Source organism: Staphylococcus sp. M0911 (genome assembly GCF_003491325.1).
Taxonomy (GTDB): domain Bacteria; phylum Bacillota; class Bacilli; order Staphylococcales; family Staphylococcaceae; genus Staphylococcus; species Staphylococcus warneri_A.
This window is the reverse complement of sequence record NZ_CP022881.1, coordinates 1,413,603-1,429,511: the sequence shown is the minus strand read 5'-3', so window position 1 is coordinate 1,429,511 and position 15,909 is coordinate 1,413,603. Positions and strand designations below refer to the sequence as shown.

The following is a 15,909-nucleotide window of genomic DNA, read 5'->3' as shown; positions in this document are numbered from 1 at the left end:
GTCGCATTCCAGACTTGTTCTTTTTTTATTGAATGGATGTGTCTCCCTACTAACTGAGGAGGACAAATATTGAATAGAAGTGTTTTGAAATTTGGCGGTTCTTCCGTCAGTGATTTTACAAAAATTAAAAATATAGCAGGTATGCTAAAAAATCGTGTTGAACAAGGTGAACAACTGATTGTGGTAGTTAGTGCAATGGGCAAAACCACGGACCAATTAATGGAAAATGTGTCCACATTAACATCAACACCAAAAGAGCAAGAACTCGCCCTACTGTTAACTACAGGAGAGCAACAAACTGTTTCATATTTATCAATGGTTCTCAATGATATTGGAATTAGTGCAAAGGCAATGACAGGATATCAAGCAGGTATCAAGACCATTGGTCATCATTTAAAAAGTAAAATTGCTGAAATTGACCCATCAACCTTTGAAACAGCTTTTAATAAGTACGATGTACTTGTCATAGCTGGATTCCAAGGTATCAACGAGGATCATGAATTAACTACACTCGGCCGTGGCGGTTCTGATACGACAGCAGTAGCTTTAGCAGCAAGTAATCAGATTCCTTGTGAAATCTACACAGATGTTGATGGTGTGTATGCTACAGATCCAAGAATATTGAGTCATGCCAAACGTTTGGAGTATGTATCATACGAGGAAATGATGGAAATGAGCGCATTAGGTGCTGGTGTACTTGAGACACGTAGCGTAGAGTTGGCTAAAAATTATGATATACCATTATATTTAGGAAGAACATTATCAAATGTGAAAGGAACATGGATTATGTCTAGAAGTGATTTATTAGAGAAAAAAGCAGTTACTGGGGTTGCATTAGATCAACACATGATGCATGTAACGATCACTTATCCCCTACCAGATAATCAATTATTAACACAACTATTCACAGAGCTAGAAATAGGTTCTGTCAATGTAGATATGATTTCACAAATCGTTAACCACGAAGGACTACAATTATCCTTCAGTATAAAAGATACAGATGCACATCAAATCACAGCTATTTTAGAGCAATTAGCCGTCGATTTTGAAGCATTGGATTTCAAAATTAATGAAGCATATGTCAAAATTTCATTAATTGGATCCGGTATGAGAGATATGTCAGGCGTAGCATCTAAAGCATTTATTACATTAATTAATGCGAAGATACCTTTTTACCAAACAACCACTTCTGAAATCAGTATTTCTTATGTCATTGATGCTGAAAATGGTGAAAAAGCCGTCGAAGAATTGTACGGTGCATTTGATATATAATTGATTTTAACTTAATTTTTCACAATATTAATAATATTTAAAACGGAGTGACTTAGACATGACAAAATTAGCAGTAGTTGGTGCAACAGGATTAGTTGGAACAAAAATGTTAGAAACTTTAGATCGAAAAGAGATCCCTTTTGATGAATTGGTTCTATTTTCTTCAGCACGTTCAGCTGGTCAAACAATCGAATTTCAAGGGCAAACGTATACAGTACAAGAACTTACAGATGAAGCAGCAAGTGAACACTTTGATTATGTATTGATGAGTGCTGGTGGTGGTACAAGTGAACACTTCGCCCCACTATTTGAAAAAGCTGGCGCTATTGTCATTGATAATTCTAGTCAATGGCGTATGACAGAAGATGTTGATTTAGTTGTACCTGAGGTTAACGAACCCCACTTTACAAGAGGCATCATTGCTAATCCAAACTGTTCTACGATTCAATCAGTCGTACCATTAAAAGTATTGCAAGATGCATTTGGATTATCAAGAGTAGCTTATACGACATATCAAGCGGTTTCAGGATCAGGAGTTAAGGGTAAGAGAGATTTATCTGAAGGTGCAAATGGTAAAGCACCAGAAGCTTATCCTCATCCAATTTATAATAACGTATTACCACATATTGACGTATTCCTTGAAAATGGTTATACAAAAGAAGAACAAAAAATGATAGATGAAACACGTAAAATTTTAAATGACAAAGATTTAAAAGTGACTGCAACTTGTGTACGTGTGCCAGTTCAAGATAGCCATAGTGTTGAAATGGATGTTACTTTAAAACAAGATACTACCGTTGAAGCAATTCAAGAATTATTCGATAAAGATGATCGTGTTGTTCTTGTAGATAATCCTGCTAAAAATGAATACCCTTTAGCAATTCACTCAACAGGTAAAGACGACGTGTTTGTTGGTCGTATTCGTCGAGATGACACATTAGACAATACTTTCCACGTATGGTGTACATCAGACAACCTACTTAAAGGTGCAGCATTGAATGCCGTTCAAGTTTTAGAACAAGTTTTAAAATTGAAAGGAGTTCTTTAATATGACACACATGTTTGAAGGTGTAGGCGTCGCATTAACAACGCCATTTGTAAATAATGAAGTAGATTATGATGCATTAAGACGACACGTTACATTCTTATTAGAAAATAATGCACAAGCGATTATTGTAAATGGAACTACAGCTGAAAGCCCTACACTAAACGATGAAGAGAAAGAACATGTTTTAGAAACAGTTGTGAATTTAGTTAACAAACAGGTTCCTGTGATTGCAGGTACAGGTACAAATAATACTGAAAAATCTATTCAAGCGTCTGTACGTGCACGTCAACTTGGTGCAGATGCAGTGATGCTAATTACACCTTATTACAATAAAACAAATCAACGTGGTTTAGTTCAACACTTTGAAACAATTGCGAATGCAGTTGAATTACCTGTTGTCTTATATAATGTACCTTCACGTACGAATATGACGATTGAACCAGAAACAGTTGAAACGTTAAGTCAAAATAAATATATTGTAGCGCTTAAAGATGCGACAAATGATTTGGATTATTTTGAAGAAGTTAAAAAACGTGTGAATCAAGATGAATTTGCCATTTATAGTGGTAATGACGACAATGTGGTTGATTTTTATCAACGTGGTGGTAATGGCGTGATTTCAGTTATTGCTAACGTCATTCCAAAAGCATTTCAACACTTATATGATGCTAAACAAGATGGGGACACATTGGCAAAGGCATTTGAACCGATTGGCCAATTATTAGACGCGTTATCAGTTGATGTTAATCCTATTTCAATTAAAGCATTAACGGCTTATGAAGGATTTGGAAGCTATGAATTACGTTTGCCTCTTGTACCACTTGAGGATAATGATCGTCAAACATTAGAGCAAGCTTACGAAACATTTAAAGCAGGTGAAAAATAATGAAGATCTTATTAATTGGCTATGGAGCTATGAACCAGCGTGTTGCTAGATTAGCTGAAGAAAAAGGCCACGAAATTGTCGGTGTTATTGAACCGATGAATAGTGATTCATCACCATACCAACAATTTGAACGTATTGCAGATGCTAAAGAAGCAGATGTAGCAATTGATTTTTCTAATCCTAATTTATTATTACCCCTATTAGATGAATCATTTGAATTGCCATTAGTCGTTGCGACTACTGGTGAAAAAGAGAAAATCACTCAAAAATTAGAAGCATTAGGTAAAAAGATGCCAGTATTTTTCAGTGCAAATATGAGTTATGGTGTTCATGCACTTACTAAAATTTTAGAAGCTGCAGTTCCCCTATTACAAGATTTTGATATTGAACTGACAGAAGCACATCATAATAAGAAAGTTGATGCGCCTAGTGGTACATTAGTGAAGTTATATGATGTTATAGAAGGATTACGTGATAAAACAACTCCAGTATATGATCGCCATGATAAAACTGAGAAACGTACACCAGACGAAATTGGCATCCATACAGTTCGTGGCGGTACGATTGTTGGAGAACATGATGTGTTATTTGCTGGCACAGATGAAACAATTACGATTTCACATAAAGCACAATCTAAAGACATTTTCGCGAATGGTGCAATTGGTGCAGCTGAAAAATTAATCAATAAAGAAAACGGTTTTTATACATTTGATAATTTATAAAATATAACTAAAGGAGCAAAATTATGGTACAACATTTATCAGCACAAGAAATTATTCAATATATTAGTGATGCAAAAAAATCAACGCCTTTAAAAGTTTATGTCAATGGTACATTTGATGGCGTCAACTTCCCCGAATCATTTAAAGTATTTGGTTCAGATCATTCTAAAGTGATCTTTTGTGAAGCGGATGATTGGAAACCATTTTATGAGTCGTATCAAGACAAATTTGAGGATATTGAAATTGAAATGGATCGTCGTAATTCAGCCATCCCATTAAAAGATTTAACAAATACGAATGCACGTATTGAACCAGGTGCTTTCATTCGTGAACAAGCTGTAATCGAAGATGGTGCTGTAGTCATGATGGGTGCAACAATTAACATTGGTGCAGTTGTTGGTGAAGGTACAATGGTAGATATGAATGCTACTCTAGGCGGTCGTGCGACAACTGGTAAAAATGTACATGTTGGTGCAGGATCAGTATTAGCTGGTGTCATCGAGCCACCTAGTGCGTCACCTGTTGTCATTGAAGATAATGTGTTAATTGGTGCAAATGCAGTTATTTTAGAAGGTGTTCGAGTTGGTGAAGGTGCGATTGTAGCAGCTGGCGCTATTGTGACGCAAGATGTACCTGCAGGAGCAGTTGTTGCCGGAACACCTGCTAAAGTGATCAAGCAAACGTCTGAAGTCGAAGATTCTAAACGTGAAATTGTATCAGCATTACGCAAATTAAATGATTAATTTATTATAATAATATGGCAGTTGAAACAAAGGAGTGGCCTATGGTTTGAACTTGAACGTGAGTGTGTTTAACGCCCTACCGTTCAAATGATCACATTGCCTCTCCTCATTGTTTCGACTTTTTATTATCATGATATTTAATAGTATATATTTTGGGATTTTTATGGTGAAAGGAATGATAATGATGAATGAATTAGAATTTGTAACAACACACCGTCGACATTTACATCAGCATCCTGAATTAAGTTTACATGAATATGAAACTACTCTGTACATTACTGATTTCTTAACAGAATTAGGCGTACCATTTGAACGTCCATTGGAAACAGGTGCGATTGCATATCTTGAAGGTAATAGTCAGCATACTATCGCTTATAGAGCAGATATAGATGCATTACCCATTTTTGAAGAAAATGATGTAGAGTTTCGTAGCCAAAATGATAACGTGATGCATGCATGTGGCCATGATGGTCATACGACGGCACTGATGTTATTTGTTAAGCGTTGTAAAGCAATGGCAGATAAAGGTACTCTCCCTCACAATATTGTATTTATATTCCAACCTGCAGAAGAAACAGGTGGTGGTGCACATCGTCTTATAAAAGCCAAGGCTTTTGATAATTACCCTATTGAAGCTGTATTTGGTATTCACGTTAATCCTTTTTCTGATGAAGGCACAGTTGTCATTCGAGACGAAGAAATTACGGCAAGTGCGACAGAATACCGATTCTATTTAACAGGACTATCTAGTCACGTTGCTGATAAAGAGCAAGGTCATTCATGTGGCGAAGCCTTACAACACGTCTTAACACAAGTGGGTCAAATACAACAATTTCATTTGAATGGATTAAAACGAAATATAGTACATATGGGTCATTTTGAAGCTGGTGAAGCTATCAATACAGTACCAAGTAATGGCTATTTAGAAGGAACAATTCGTACATATGATGTCGATGATTTAACTATTGTAAAAAATCAAATGCAAAAAATTGCTGAAAGTGTATCATTATTATTTAATGTGACGTGTGAAGTAAAATTTGAGGAAGGCTATCCACCTACAATGAATAGTCCGAAATTACGCGAACCTGTTGAACAGGCACTTAAAAATGCAAATCTAGAAGTCATCGACAAACCAACACCATTCTTATTTGGTGAAGACTTTAGTTTCTATGGTCAATTATTAGCACCTGCTTACTTCGTCTTCGTTGGAACTCGCAATAAAGATAAAGGTTATGTGACAGGATTACATACGTCTCATTTAAATTTTGATGAAAAGGTATTAATAGACGTAGCCAATTATTATGAACAACTACTATTAAATTATAAAGAGGTGTAAGCATTGACAGCAATTTGGTCAGTCGATACAGAAGCATTTTATAACAATGCTAAGAAAGTGAAAAATCAACAACCCATTATGGCCGTTGTTAAAAATAACGCTTACCACTATGGCTTAGAATTTGCGGTAAAGCAATTTTTACGTGCAGGTATCAATACATTTAGTACGACGTCACTTAAAGAAGCAGTTCGTGTACGTGAATTAGCACCAGATGCAACGGTGTTTCTTATGAATGCGGTATATGATTTTGATACTGTACGTGATTATCATATTCATATGACCTTACCTTCTTTAAATTATTATTACGAGCATAAAGAAGATTTACGAGATATTCATGTGCACTTAGAGTTTGAAAATTTACTGCATCGTTCTGGATTTAAAACACTAGAAGAGATTCAAGAGGTATTACAAGATCATCAACATAATAAGAACCCTAAACGCATGATTATTTCTGGTTTATGGACACATTTTGGTTATGCTGATGAATTTGGTGTAACTGAATATGATGTAGAACGTTCAGCATGGTTGAATGTTTTACATACATTATTAAATGAAGGATATCAATTCGACTATATACATTCTCAAAATAGTGCAAGCTATTATCGAGAAGGACAAGTCGTTCTCCCCCACCATACACATGCTAGAGTGGGTATTGCTTTATATGGTTCACGTCCATATAGTGGATTGAATGAAGCAGCCATTCAACAAGCATTGACTGTAAAAGCGAATGTCATACAAATTAGAGAAGTTCAAAATGGTGACTATTGTGGCTATAGTTGGGCATTTGAAACACAACATGACAATACTAAGCTTGCTGTGGTAGATGTTGGTTATGGTGACGGTATATTAAGAGCAAGAGCACAACATGAAGCATTGATAAACGGTAAGCGCTACCCTATTCGTGCCCTAATGATGAGCCATATGTTTGTAGAAGTTGATGAACACGTACATGCACAAGATCAAGTTGTATTATATAATGAAAGTATGCGCATTGATGAATATACCTTTAAGGGTGTGGGAGCAAATTCAGAACAACTGAGCGCTATGAATCACGATTCTCTTATAAAGGAGTACAGATAAAGATGACAGTAGAATATAACGAATACGGCGAATTAACAATGGGAGGTACAAGTCTTAAAACAGTTGCACAAAGTTTTGGTACCCCAACGATTGTTTATGATGAAGAACAAATACGAAATCAAATGCGTCGTTATCATAAAGCATTTCAACAAAGTGGATTAAAATATAATATTTCATATGCTTCTAAAGCATTTACTTGTATACAGATGGTTAAATTAGTCCAAGAGGAAGATTTACAACTCGATGTTGTATCTGAAGGAGAATTGTATACTGCATTAGAAGCTGGCTTTGATCCAAGTCGTATACACTTCCATGGTAATAATAAAACGAAGCATGAAATTAAATACGCTTTAGAAAATCATATTGGATATTTTGTCATAGATTCTTTAGAAGAAATCGATTTAATTGATCGATATGCAAGTGAAACAGTACAAGTAGTTTTAAGAGTTAACCCAGGTGTTGAAGCACATACACATGAATTTATCCAAACAGGACAAGAGGATAGTAAATTTGGCTTATCGATACGCTATGGCTTAGCTAATGAAGCAATTGATAAAATCAAACAAACTAACCATCTTCATTTAAAAGGTGTACATATTCATATTGGCTCACAAATTGAAGGAACAGAAGCATTTATTGAAACTGCAAAAATAGTTATGAATTGGTTAAATGATCAACAAATTCATGTTGATTTACTTAATCTTGGTGGTGGTTTTGGTATTAAATATGTTGAGGGAGATGTAAGCTTCCCTATTGAAAGCGGCATTGCTGAAATCACTGATGCAATCAAAAATGAAGCACAACAGTTAAATATGGAAACACCTGAAATAGGTATTGAACCCGGTCGTTCTATCGTTGGCGAAGCTGGAATAACATTGTATGAAGTGGGGACGATTAAAGAGATACCAGAAATTAATAAATACGTATCTATAGATGGTGGTATGAGTGATCATATTAGAACAGCACTTTATGATGCTAAGTATCAAGCTTTATTAGTAAATCGCCAAGAAGAAGCGGATGATACAGTTACTATTGCGGGTAAATTATGTGAGTCTGGTGATATTATCATTAAGAATGCAAAATTACCAAGTTCTGTACAACGTGGTGATTATTTAGCAATATTATCAACAGGTGCATATCATTATTCAATGGCATCTAATTATAATCAAATGCAAAAACCTTCAGTGTTCTTTATCAAAGATGGAAAAGCTCGTGAAGTGATTAAACGTCAATCATTAAGACAACTAATTATTAACGATACTAAATAATAAAAGTTAATCTCGTATGGTATTTTATAAGGCTACAACAATTAGTTTAATGGAACTCGTTGTTATAGCCATTTTTTTAATCTTGAGAGTTCATCTCTCTAAATGATGCTTTAGTATTTAAACATAAATAAAATGTGACTTAACACTGAGAGTGAAAAGTCACGTTTTTAATGATAGTCTAAAAAGTATCCTATATCATCACATAGCACATTGAATGAATCGCATAAAAAAACACCTTACATCTTGGTAAGGTGTTAGTTAATAAAGTCAATTAATTACAATCTATTTATTATAGTTTTACAACGTTCGCAGCTTGTGGTCCGCGGTCGCCTTCAACTACTTCAAATTCAACTGATTGACCTTCTTCTAATGATTTGTAACCATCTTGGTTAATTGCTGAGAAATGTACGAATACGTCGTTTTCTCCTTCAACTTCGATGAAGCCGAATCCTTTTTCAGCGTTAAACCATTTAACTGTACCTTGTTTCATAATCTGAAACCTCCAAGACTAAAATTCATTCAATATGCGTTATTCGCATATTACAAAAAATACATGACCTAATTACTCATAACGATAATAGCAAATATTTTTTGCAATATGGAATAAAACTATTGCTTACTTGATATTATAATTTAAATAATGCAAAATTGCAATACAATTATAGGAAATTATCATTTAAACTATTTTTGGAAGATTATAATAAACTTCATTATTTTTTAAAACAATAAAACTATAAATTATTTGTAAATCCTCATCACAATCTTCACAGAAATTTAAATCACAATTATTGTAAAATGCGTACATATTATATTTCCCCATTACGCAATTGTCGTAATATGCGTTACAATCTTTGATTAATTTACAGTATGCATCTAACATGTCTTCATATGTAGAAAACTCGGATTGTTTAACAATCTTCTCTGGCCAATCTTCAAACAACCACCAACCTTCATAGTCAGCTCTAATTTTTGCAACCGTCCACATATGTATCCCCTTCTTTTTAAAATTCTATATTGATAATTTTAACTGGTTGTATATCAAAATCAAGTTAGAAGACTCATACTTTTGACTGATAGACGATATAGCAAATATTAGTTTTTTTACGTCTTTATCCTTATAATAGTGATATGAGGTGATAATAATGGAACGTAAACATATACAAGTATTTGGCACAGTACAAGGTGTCGGCTTTAGATATTATACGCAGAGACTAGGCAATCAACATCACGTCGTAGGTACAGTGCAAAATGTTGAAGATTATGTTGATATATATGCTCAAGGAGAAAAAGACAATTTAGAATCATTTATAAATAGTGTTATTGAAGGTGCTTCTCCTGCCTCACATGTAACTAACTATCAGATAGAAGACTTAGATTTAGACGAATCATTAACTGATTTTAAAACAATTTAAATCAATACTAAAAAGGAAGATGGCAGTTGAGATATAATATTTCAAGAGTTTTGGGGACCATGGTAGGCATACCGGTAGCGATGATTGCTTGGATGGTAAGTATCTTTGGATTTGATTTGTCTTTTATTATAGACGGATTCATCGGTTTGGGAGGATTTGTCGTGTCTTACTTCCCTACTCAGCGCTTGACTTCACGTAAATATCTAAATGAAATAGGATTAACTCGAAGAGAATATCGATATGTTAGAAGTCAATTAAACCAAGCCCAATCTAAAATACGTTTGATTTTCAAATCATTTATCAATATTCGTTCTATTAAAGATTTTAGACAGGTTAACGACATTTATAGAATCTCTCGCTCGATTTATATGAGTGTAAGACAACGTCCAGGAATGTTTTTTAAAGTAGAAGGATTCTTTTATTCGCATATTGATAATGCCTTGAATTTAGTAGATTCATATACGAGATTAACTAAAATGCCTAGAAAGTCTCCCGAAGAAAAGCAGAAATTAGAACAAACACGAATTACGTTAGACGAAGTCAAACGTACGTTAGTAGCAGATTTAAAACAACTCAATGAAGACGATTATGAACGATTAGATGTAGAAATGGAATTAAATAAATTAGAACAACAACGTCGAAAAAAATAATATAGATAAGGAGAGTAAATGGATATGGCAAATGAACATGAACGTACCCCATCACACCCTCTTGATCAATATATCAATCAACAATCTGAGCAACCGAATATGGTTGTTGAAGATTTTGAACATCAATTTACTGAAGCTGATCAAAAAAGGATTAATGAAATTAGTGAACAAATAAAACCACTTGATCACGATGGCTTATTATCTTTTGGTACCAACTTGCAACAAAATATGTCACAGTTTTCACATCAAATGTTGGATGATGTTCAATCGAAAGATATTGGACCTATTGGAGACTCATTAAACCAATTGATGAGTAAATTAAAATCTGTGAACCCTAATGATTTAGATCCTAATAAACAATCTAGGATAAAACGTATCTTTAGAAGAACCAAAGCTTCTATTAATGAGGTATTCTCTAGAATGCAATCAGTGAGTTCGCAGATTGATCGAATTACCATTCAATTGGAAAAACATAAAGGTAACTTAACGAAAGATATTGATTTATTAGATGGGTTATATGATCAAAATAAGCGATATTTTGATGATGTGACACTTTATATTGCAGCAGCACAACGTAAAAAGCAAGATATACAACAACATATCATTCCTGATTTACAGAAGAAAGCTGAAACAACAGGTAATCAAATGGATATTCAAGCAGTCGCAGACATGGAGCAATTTGTGGATCGATTAGAAAAGAGAATCTATGATTTACAACTTTCAAGACAAATTGCTATTCAAACTGCACCACAAATACGAATGATTCAAAATGTAAATCAGGCATTAGCTGAAAAAATTCAAAGTTCAATTCTAACAAGTATTCCATTATGGAAGAACCAAATGGCTATTGCGTTGACATTGATGCGACAACGTAATGCAGTATCAGCACAACGTGCAGTCACAGATACAACGAATGATTTATTAACTCAAAACGCATCAATGTTGAAACAAAATGCAATTGAAACGGCAACAGAAAATGAACGTGGTGTCGTCGATATTGAAACATTGAAACAAACACAAAGTGATATTATTGATACGATAGAACAAACATTACAAATTCAACATGAAGGTCGTCAAAAACGACAAGCTGCTGAAAAAGAATTATCTGGTCTTGAAAATGACTTGAAGCAACATTTATTATCAATGCGAAAAGAATCTTAAAAAAGCTTCCCTATTTACTTTAGGGAAGCTTTTTATCTATTCTTTTTGATAAACGATAGGTTGTTGTTTGATAAATATACCAATAATGTATGCGATGATGGTAGTAATGACCGCAATTGGGAACCATTCTAATGAATAATCTTTTAGCCATAGATGATCCATGAAGCTCAGTTGTAACCATCCTTGTGTATGAATCACACTCAAGATAGATACAATAGCAACAACTATAACAGTGATTTGTTGTGTAATAGGTTTTGTCGGAATAAATCTTGCTATCAATATGAGTAACACAACTGTGATTGCCACAGGATAGATGACGCTAAGTACGGGTTGTGACATTGTAATCACAGCATTTAGACCTTGATTCGCAATAATAAAACTAATAATAGTAAAGATAATGACAAATGTTTTATACGAAATTTTAGGAATAATTCTGTGGAAATACTCACTTACAGCAACTATTAAACCACATGCAGTTGTTAGACAAGCTAATGCTACAATGATACCTAATAAATACTTACCGAAAGTTCCGAAGCTTGTAGATGCCATTGTCGTTAATAAAAATGTACCTACATTTTGATCTTTAGCAGCAAGTGATTTTAACTTGGCATCTGAAATATCAATGTGATTGCCGATAAATCCTAAAGAAATATAGATAAAGATTAACGCGACAGCAGCGATTAAACCTGCCATTAAGGTTTGCTTAAATATCTTATCAGCATGATTGACACCTGTTGCCTTAATCGCATTCACTACAATCATTGAAAATGCAATAGCAGCAATAGCATCCATTGTTAAGTAACCTTGTGTAAACCCTTGAGAAAAACTACCAATATTACTGTTAAAAAGTTCTGTATTACCATGACTTGATGTATGGCCACTAAAATCGATAAACCCTTTAACAATCATTGCTAAAATAGTAATCAGTAATAGTGGCGTAAGTAATGAACCGATACGATCGACCATTTTATTTGGATTAATACATAAATATAATACGATAATAAAATAAATAAGTGTAAATATAAATAGAGCTAAATTGCCATTCGTATGTGCTATCGGTGTGACAGTCATTTCAAATGATGTTGAAGCTGTACGAGGTATAGCAAATAATGGTCCTATAGTTAAATAAATCACTATTAAAAATATTATCGAAAAAACTGGTGATATTTTATTAAATGCACCAATATAACCTTGTTTATCAAGTGCACCAACGACAACGCCAAGTAAAGGCAATCCTATACCAGTTAGTGCAAATGCGAGAATCGCAGGCCAGAAAAAGTGTCCACTATCTAAACCTAAGTTCGTTGGAAAGATTAAATTACCTGCACCAAAGAACATGGCAAAAAGTGTGAACCCTACAATCCATGTATTCTTGTTCATAATGCTGCTCCTTTGTCCTTAAATATGCAACATTAAACATTCTAGCATAGATATAATTCATAAGTCTATATAATTTCAGAAAATTTAAAAACTTAGTTGATTTAAATTTAGCAAATAGACATATTTTTAAAAAGATTTAAGTAATAGTTTTTTCAATAATGGTGATAGCAAGCTTGGTAAATGTTCAACACCTTCAACAAATATAGAATACTGACCATAAATATTATGAATCGTCTGTTCAATATCTTCGGTAATTGGATCTTGATTCAAGAATACATTAAAGACTTCTATACCAAACTTACGGGCATTTTCAACAGCTTCATACGTATCTATGATGCCATCTTGACTATAATTATATGCAGAAGGTTCCCCATCAGAAAACACAATGAGAAATCTCTGATGATGACTGCGACGAATTAATCTATCACTCGCAATTCGAATGGCAACCCCATCGCGATTATCATCTTGTGGTTCTAAAGCCATGATACGCGGTCCATCTTTTTTCAATGTTGAATAGTCGTAATGGATAATCTCATCTATAATATTAGGTTGCTTCGTTTCATCTGAATCAAAGGCATCTTCGTTAAAGGCCAATATTTCATGTTTGACGTTCAATTCTTTTAACGTCTCGTGGAAGAGTACGACACCTTTAATCGTTTCATCCATTTTGTCATGCATGCTTGCTGAAGCATCGATTAATAATGTAAATGTAGCATCAAATGATTGGCTTAAATCTTGTTTTTTATAGAACAATTTATATTGATCATCTATAAACCAATTGATTAAATTCTTCTGTAGTCGACCTTTAGTGAGATTATGTCTCTCATCTTGATGTTCGCGTTCGATCGTCTTTTTAATAATTTGGATTAAATCCTTAATTTCAAATTGCACATCATTTTTAACATCTTCATAAGCTTGGATGTATTCAGGTAAAATATCAGGGACTTTCCATTTAATATCAACATTTTGGTTAATGCCTTCTAATGCAAAGGCGCTATTTTGTCCAATAAAACCGCCTTCTTCACGATCTAGCGTGTTTTGTGACCCCTTACCTTTTTTAGTCATCATATCGGTCATATCATCGGATGAATCCCCTTCTCTAGCTGTATCATTGTCAGCCATCACTTCACTATTTTCACCCTCATGTAGTTCCATTTCGAGATAAGCGCCACCTTCAGAAGAACTATCAGCAGCTTTGGTTTCTGCTTCAGCTGTCACTGCATCATTTTCCTCTTGCGACTGATCTTTACCATCTGTATTAGCAGCATCTGTTCGTTTTAGATCTTCAAACAAGTCTTGTTGAATATTTTCATATAGATTTTTAGGAATATAGTAATATTCATTTAACATATCTTCTTTTAATAAATCATCTACTTGATATAATATGCGTTCAGCTAAATACATATTGTCTTCAGAACTTTGATTCTGAAAGAAGTTAGGCAAATATTGATACATATTAACTAAAACGTCATCAAATTTTGGATGGATGGATGGTATGTCATAGAAGTTTTGTTCAATAAAAGCATGCTCTAAATATAAAAATAATAAATCAGTATATAGTGTTTTAGTTTTATAAACATTAATTTGTGATTCAGTAAATGTAAGTCTTGTATTTAAACGTAAATCTATATATTTTATTGTGCTTGGACGTTGTAATTTAATCTCATTGAATATACGTATATCTTCTAATAGTTTGAAAAGTTGATGGAAAAATTTAGGGTGTTTAAATTCATTATTATGCAACACCTCATTAACGATATCTACATCCATCATTTGATAGCCATAGGCCGCTAACATAACATCTGTTTTGAGACCAGCAGCTTCAACTGCTTTTGGACGGTGAGACCAGAACCAACTTGTAATTAGTGTATTACTGAATGGATTATAATAAGGGAATTTTTGAATTTTAACTTGTGTTTGTTCGTTTTTTAATAGTAAACGAGCTAAGTCTTGTAACATCATTACTTGTTTAGCATCTAACTGTTCGTCGTTAAATTTAATGAAACGGTCGCTCATGATTATCCCTCTCTAAAAGTTAAGTTCTATTGCATTAATAATGGCTTGCTGTTCTCGTTCATCCTCAAGTTTATCTATAATTGTACGTTTAATGGCACGTTCGATTGGCATAACTGTTGCTAAGTCACTTAAATCAATGAGTGCACGTATACTTGCAGCTTCCTCTGAAATTTGCCCTTGTTTGGTCATTGTACGTAAATCTTCGTTGAATTTAATGATTTTTTGGATAGTTGTATCATCTTGTAAACGACTTTGTTCTTTAATAACATGACTTAAAATATCGCCGTCGATATAATCCACTTGAATCACAACAAATCTGTTTTTAAGTGCTTCGTTCATTGGTAGCGTACCTACATAGCCTTCATTGATTGCGGCAATCACGTTAAAGCCAGGTTTTGCTTGAATGACTTCTCCAGTAAATGGATTAGTTATACGTCTGCGGTAATCTAACACACCATTTAAGATAGGCAATGTTTCCGGTTTAGCCATATTGATTTCATCAATATATAAAATATGTCCTTCTTTCATAGCTTTAATAACGGGCCCATCGATAAATACAATTTCTTGATGCCCTTGTTCATTTGTCTTAATCGTTTTAAATCCTAGTAGACTCTCTGCGTCTAAATCTACTGAACAGTTAACTTGATACATAGGCGTATTTACCACTTCACTTAATGTTTCTGCCAGTTTCGTTTTACCGGAACCTGTTGGACCTTTTAATAAAATATTTTTATTTAAATCAAATAATGCTTTTGCATCATTAAAAACTGAAACGTCCGCATTTTTATATTGTGCTTGTACCATGATTAATATGCTCCTTTTTTATCAATATGAAAAAAGACTAAGACATGTGGGTTTGGATTTCCAATTGTCTTAGTCTTGTTGACTGTTATCTTTATATACTTGTTTGATAGTCTAAACTGATTGCAACGATT

The 15,909-nt window shown here is 33.8% G+C and carries 16 protein-coding genes; 11 read left to right on the top strand and 5 right to left on the bottom strand.

Translation table 11 applies throughout. The features are described from left to right. Positions 1-66 precede the first annotated feature (66 nt). From ssp1_RS06945 to lysA, 8 genes are all read left to right on the top strand, one after another. The gene (locus ssp1_RS06945) at positions 67-1,272 is read left to right on the top strand and encodes an aspartate kinase (RefSeq protein ID WP_171970146.1); all 1,206 of its coding nucleotides are present in this window, start codon (positions 67-69) and stop codon (positions 1,270-1,272) included. A gap of 58 nt (positions 1,273-1,330) precedes the next feature. Continuing rightward, positions 1,331-2,320, top strand: a complete 990-nt coding sequence (locus ssp1_RS06940; protein ID WP_002451355.1) for an aspartate-semialdehyde dehydrogenase — start codon at positions 1,331-1,333, stop codon at positions 2,318-2,320. A gap of 1 nt (position 2,321) precedes the next feature. After that, the gene (gene dapA / locus ssp1_RS06935; RefSeq protein WP_118828158.1) at positions 2,322-3,206 is read left to right on the top strand and encodes a 4-hydroxy-tetrahydrodipicolinate synthase; all 885 of its coding nucleotides are present in this window, start codon (positions 2,322-2,324) and stop codon (positions 3,204-3,206) included. Beyond that, positions 3,206-3,928: a 4-hydroxy-tetrahydrodipicolinate reductase gene (gene dapB / locus ssp1_RS06930; RefSeq protein WP_075778803.1), complete on the top strand. Its 723-nt coding sequence runs from the start codon at positions 3,206-3,208 to the stop codon at positions 3,926-3,928. Before dapA ends, dapB begins: the two co-directional genes overlap by 1 nt. 23 nt (positions 3,929-3,951) lie before the next feature. Next, positions 3,952-4,671: a 2,3,4,5-tetrahydropyridine-2,6-dicarboxylate N-acetyltransferase gene (dapD, locus tag ssp1_RS06925; protein WP_075778802.1), complete on the top strand. Its 720-nt coding sequence runs from the start codon at positions 3,952-3,954 to the stop codon at positions 4,669-4,671. 184 nt (positions 4,672-4,855) lie between these two features. Then, on the top strand, positions 4,856-6,007 hold the full coding sequence (locus ssp1_RS06920; RefSeq protein ID WP_075778801.1) for an amidohydrolase: 1,152 nt from the start codon (positions 4,856-4,858) through the stop codon (positions 6,005-6,007). Positions 6,008-6,010: 3 nt separating this feature from the next. Continuing rightward, the gene (locus ssp1_RS06915) at positions 6,011-7,087 is read left to right on the top strand and encodes an alanine racemase (RefSeq protein ID WP_075778800.1); all 1,077 of its coding nucleotides are present in this window, start codon (positions 6,011-6,013) and stop codon (positions 7,085-7,087) included. A gap of 2 nt (positions 7,088-7,089) precedes the next feature. Beyond that, positions 7,090-8,355 (top strand): diaminopimelate decarboxylase, encoded by a 1,266-nt coding sequence (gene lysA / locus ssp1_RS06910; protein ID WP_075778799.1) that lies wholly within the window; start codon positions 7,090-7,092, stop codon positions 8,353-8,355. A 289-nt stretch (positions 8,356-8,644) separates the two neighbouring features. On the opposite strand, the gene cspA is transcribed toward lysA, so the two are convergent. Both cspA and msaA read right to left on the bottom strand, forming a co-directional pair. Then, positions 8,645-8,845 carry a cold shock protein CspA gene (cspA, locus tag ssp1_RS06905; protein ID WP_002433901.1) on the bottom strand — a complete coding sequence of 67 codons (201 nt, stop codon included), beginning with the start codon at positions 8,843-8,845 and terminating at the stop codon, positions 8,645-8,647. Between the two features lie 186 nt (positions 8,846-9,031). Further along, entirely contained in the window at positions 9,032-9,340 is a 309-nt protein-coding gene (msaA, locus tag ssp1_RS06900; RefSeq protein ID WP_075778798.1) for a regulatory protein MsaA, read from the bottom strand. A gap of 157 nt (positions 9,341-9,497) precedes the next feature. Here msaA and ssp1_RS06895 point away from each other — a divergent pair, with 157 nt between their 5' ends. The 3 genes from ssp1_RS06895 to ssp1_RS06885 are packed head-to-tail and all read left to right on the top strand — an operon-like array spanning position 9,498 to position 11,578. Beyond that, on the top strand, positions 9,498-9,767 hold the full coding sequence (locus tag ssp1_RS06895) for an acylphosphatase (RefSeq protein ID WP_002451363.1): 270 nt from the start codon (positions 9,498-9,500) through the stop codon (positions 9,765-9,767). 26 nt (positions 9,768-9,793) lie between these two features. Continuing rightward, entirely contained in the window at positions 9,794-10,417 is a 624-nt protein-coding gene (locus ssp1_RS06890) for a 5-bromo-4-chloroindolyl phosphate hydrolysis family protein (RefSeq protein WP_049423448.1), read from the top strand. A 24-nt stretch (positions 10,418-10,441) separates the two neighbouring features. Next, positions 10,442-11,578, top strand: a complete 1,137-nt coding sequence (locus ssp1_RS06885) for a toxic anion resistance protein (protein ID WP_075778851.1) — start codon at positions 10,442-10,444, stop codon at positions 11,576-11,578. Positions 11,579-11,614: 36 nt separating this feature from the next. On the opposite strand, the gene brnQ3 is transcribed toward ssp1_RS06885, so the two are convergent. The 3 genes from brnQ3 to ssp1_RS06870 form a co-directional block, all read right to left on the bottom strand. Continuing rightward, positions 11,615-12,958, bottom strand: a complete 1,344-nt coding sequence (gene brnQ3, locus ssp1_RS06880; RefSeq protein WP_075778797.1) for a branched-chain amino acid-like transporter carrier protein BrnQ3 — start codon at positions 12,956-12,958, stop codon at positions 11,615-11,617. Positions 12,959-13,084: 126 nt separating this feature from the next. Further along, positions 13,085-14,974 (bottom strand): vWA domain-containing protein, encoded by a 1,890-nt coding sequence (locus tag ssp1_RS06875; RefSeq protein WP_075778796.1) that lies wholly within the window; start codon positions 14,972-14,974, stop codon positions 13,085-13,087. A gap of 12 nt (positions 14,975-14,986) precedes the next feature. Then, the gene (locus ssp1_RS06870) at positions 14,987-15,778 is read right to left on the bottom strand and encodes an ATP-binding protein (RefSeq protein WP_002451190.1); all 792 of its coding nucleotides are present in this window, start codon (positions 15,776-15,778) and stop codon (positions 14,987-14,989) included. Between the last annotated feature and the right edge of the window lie 131 nt (positions 15,779-15,909).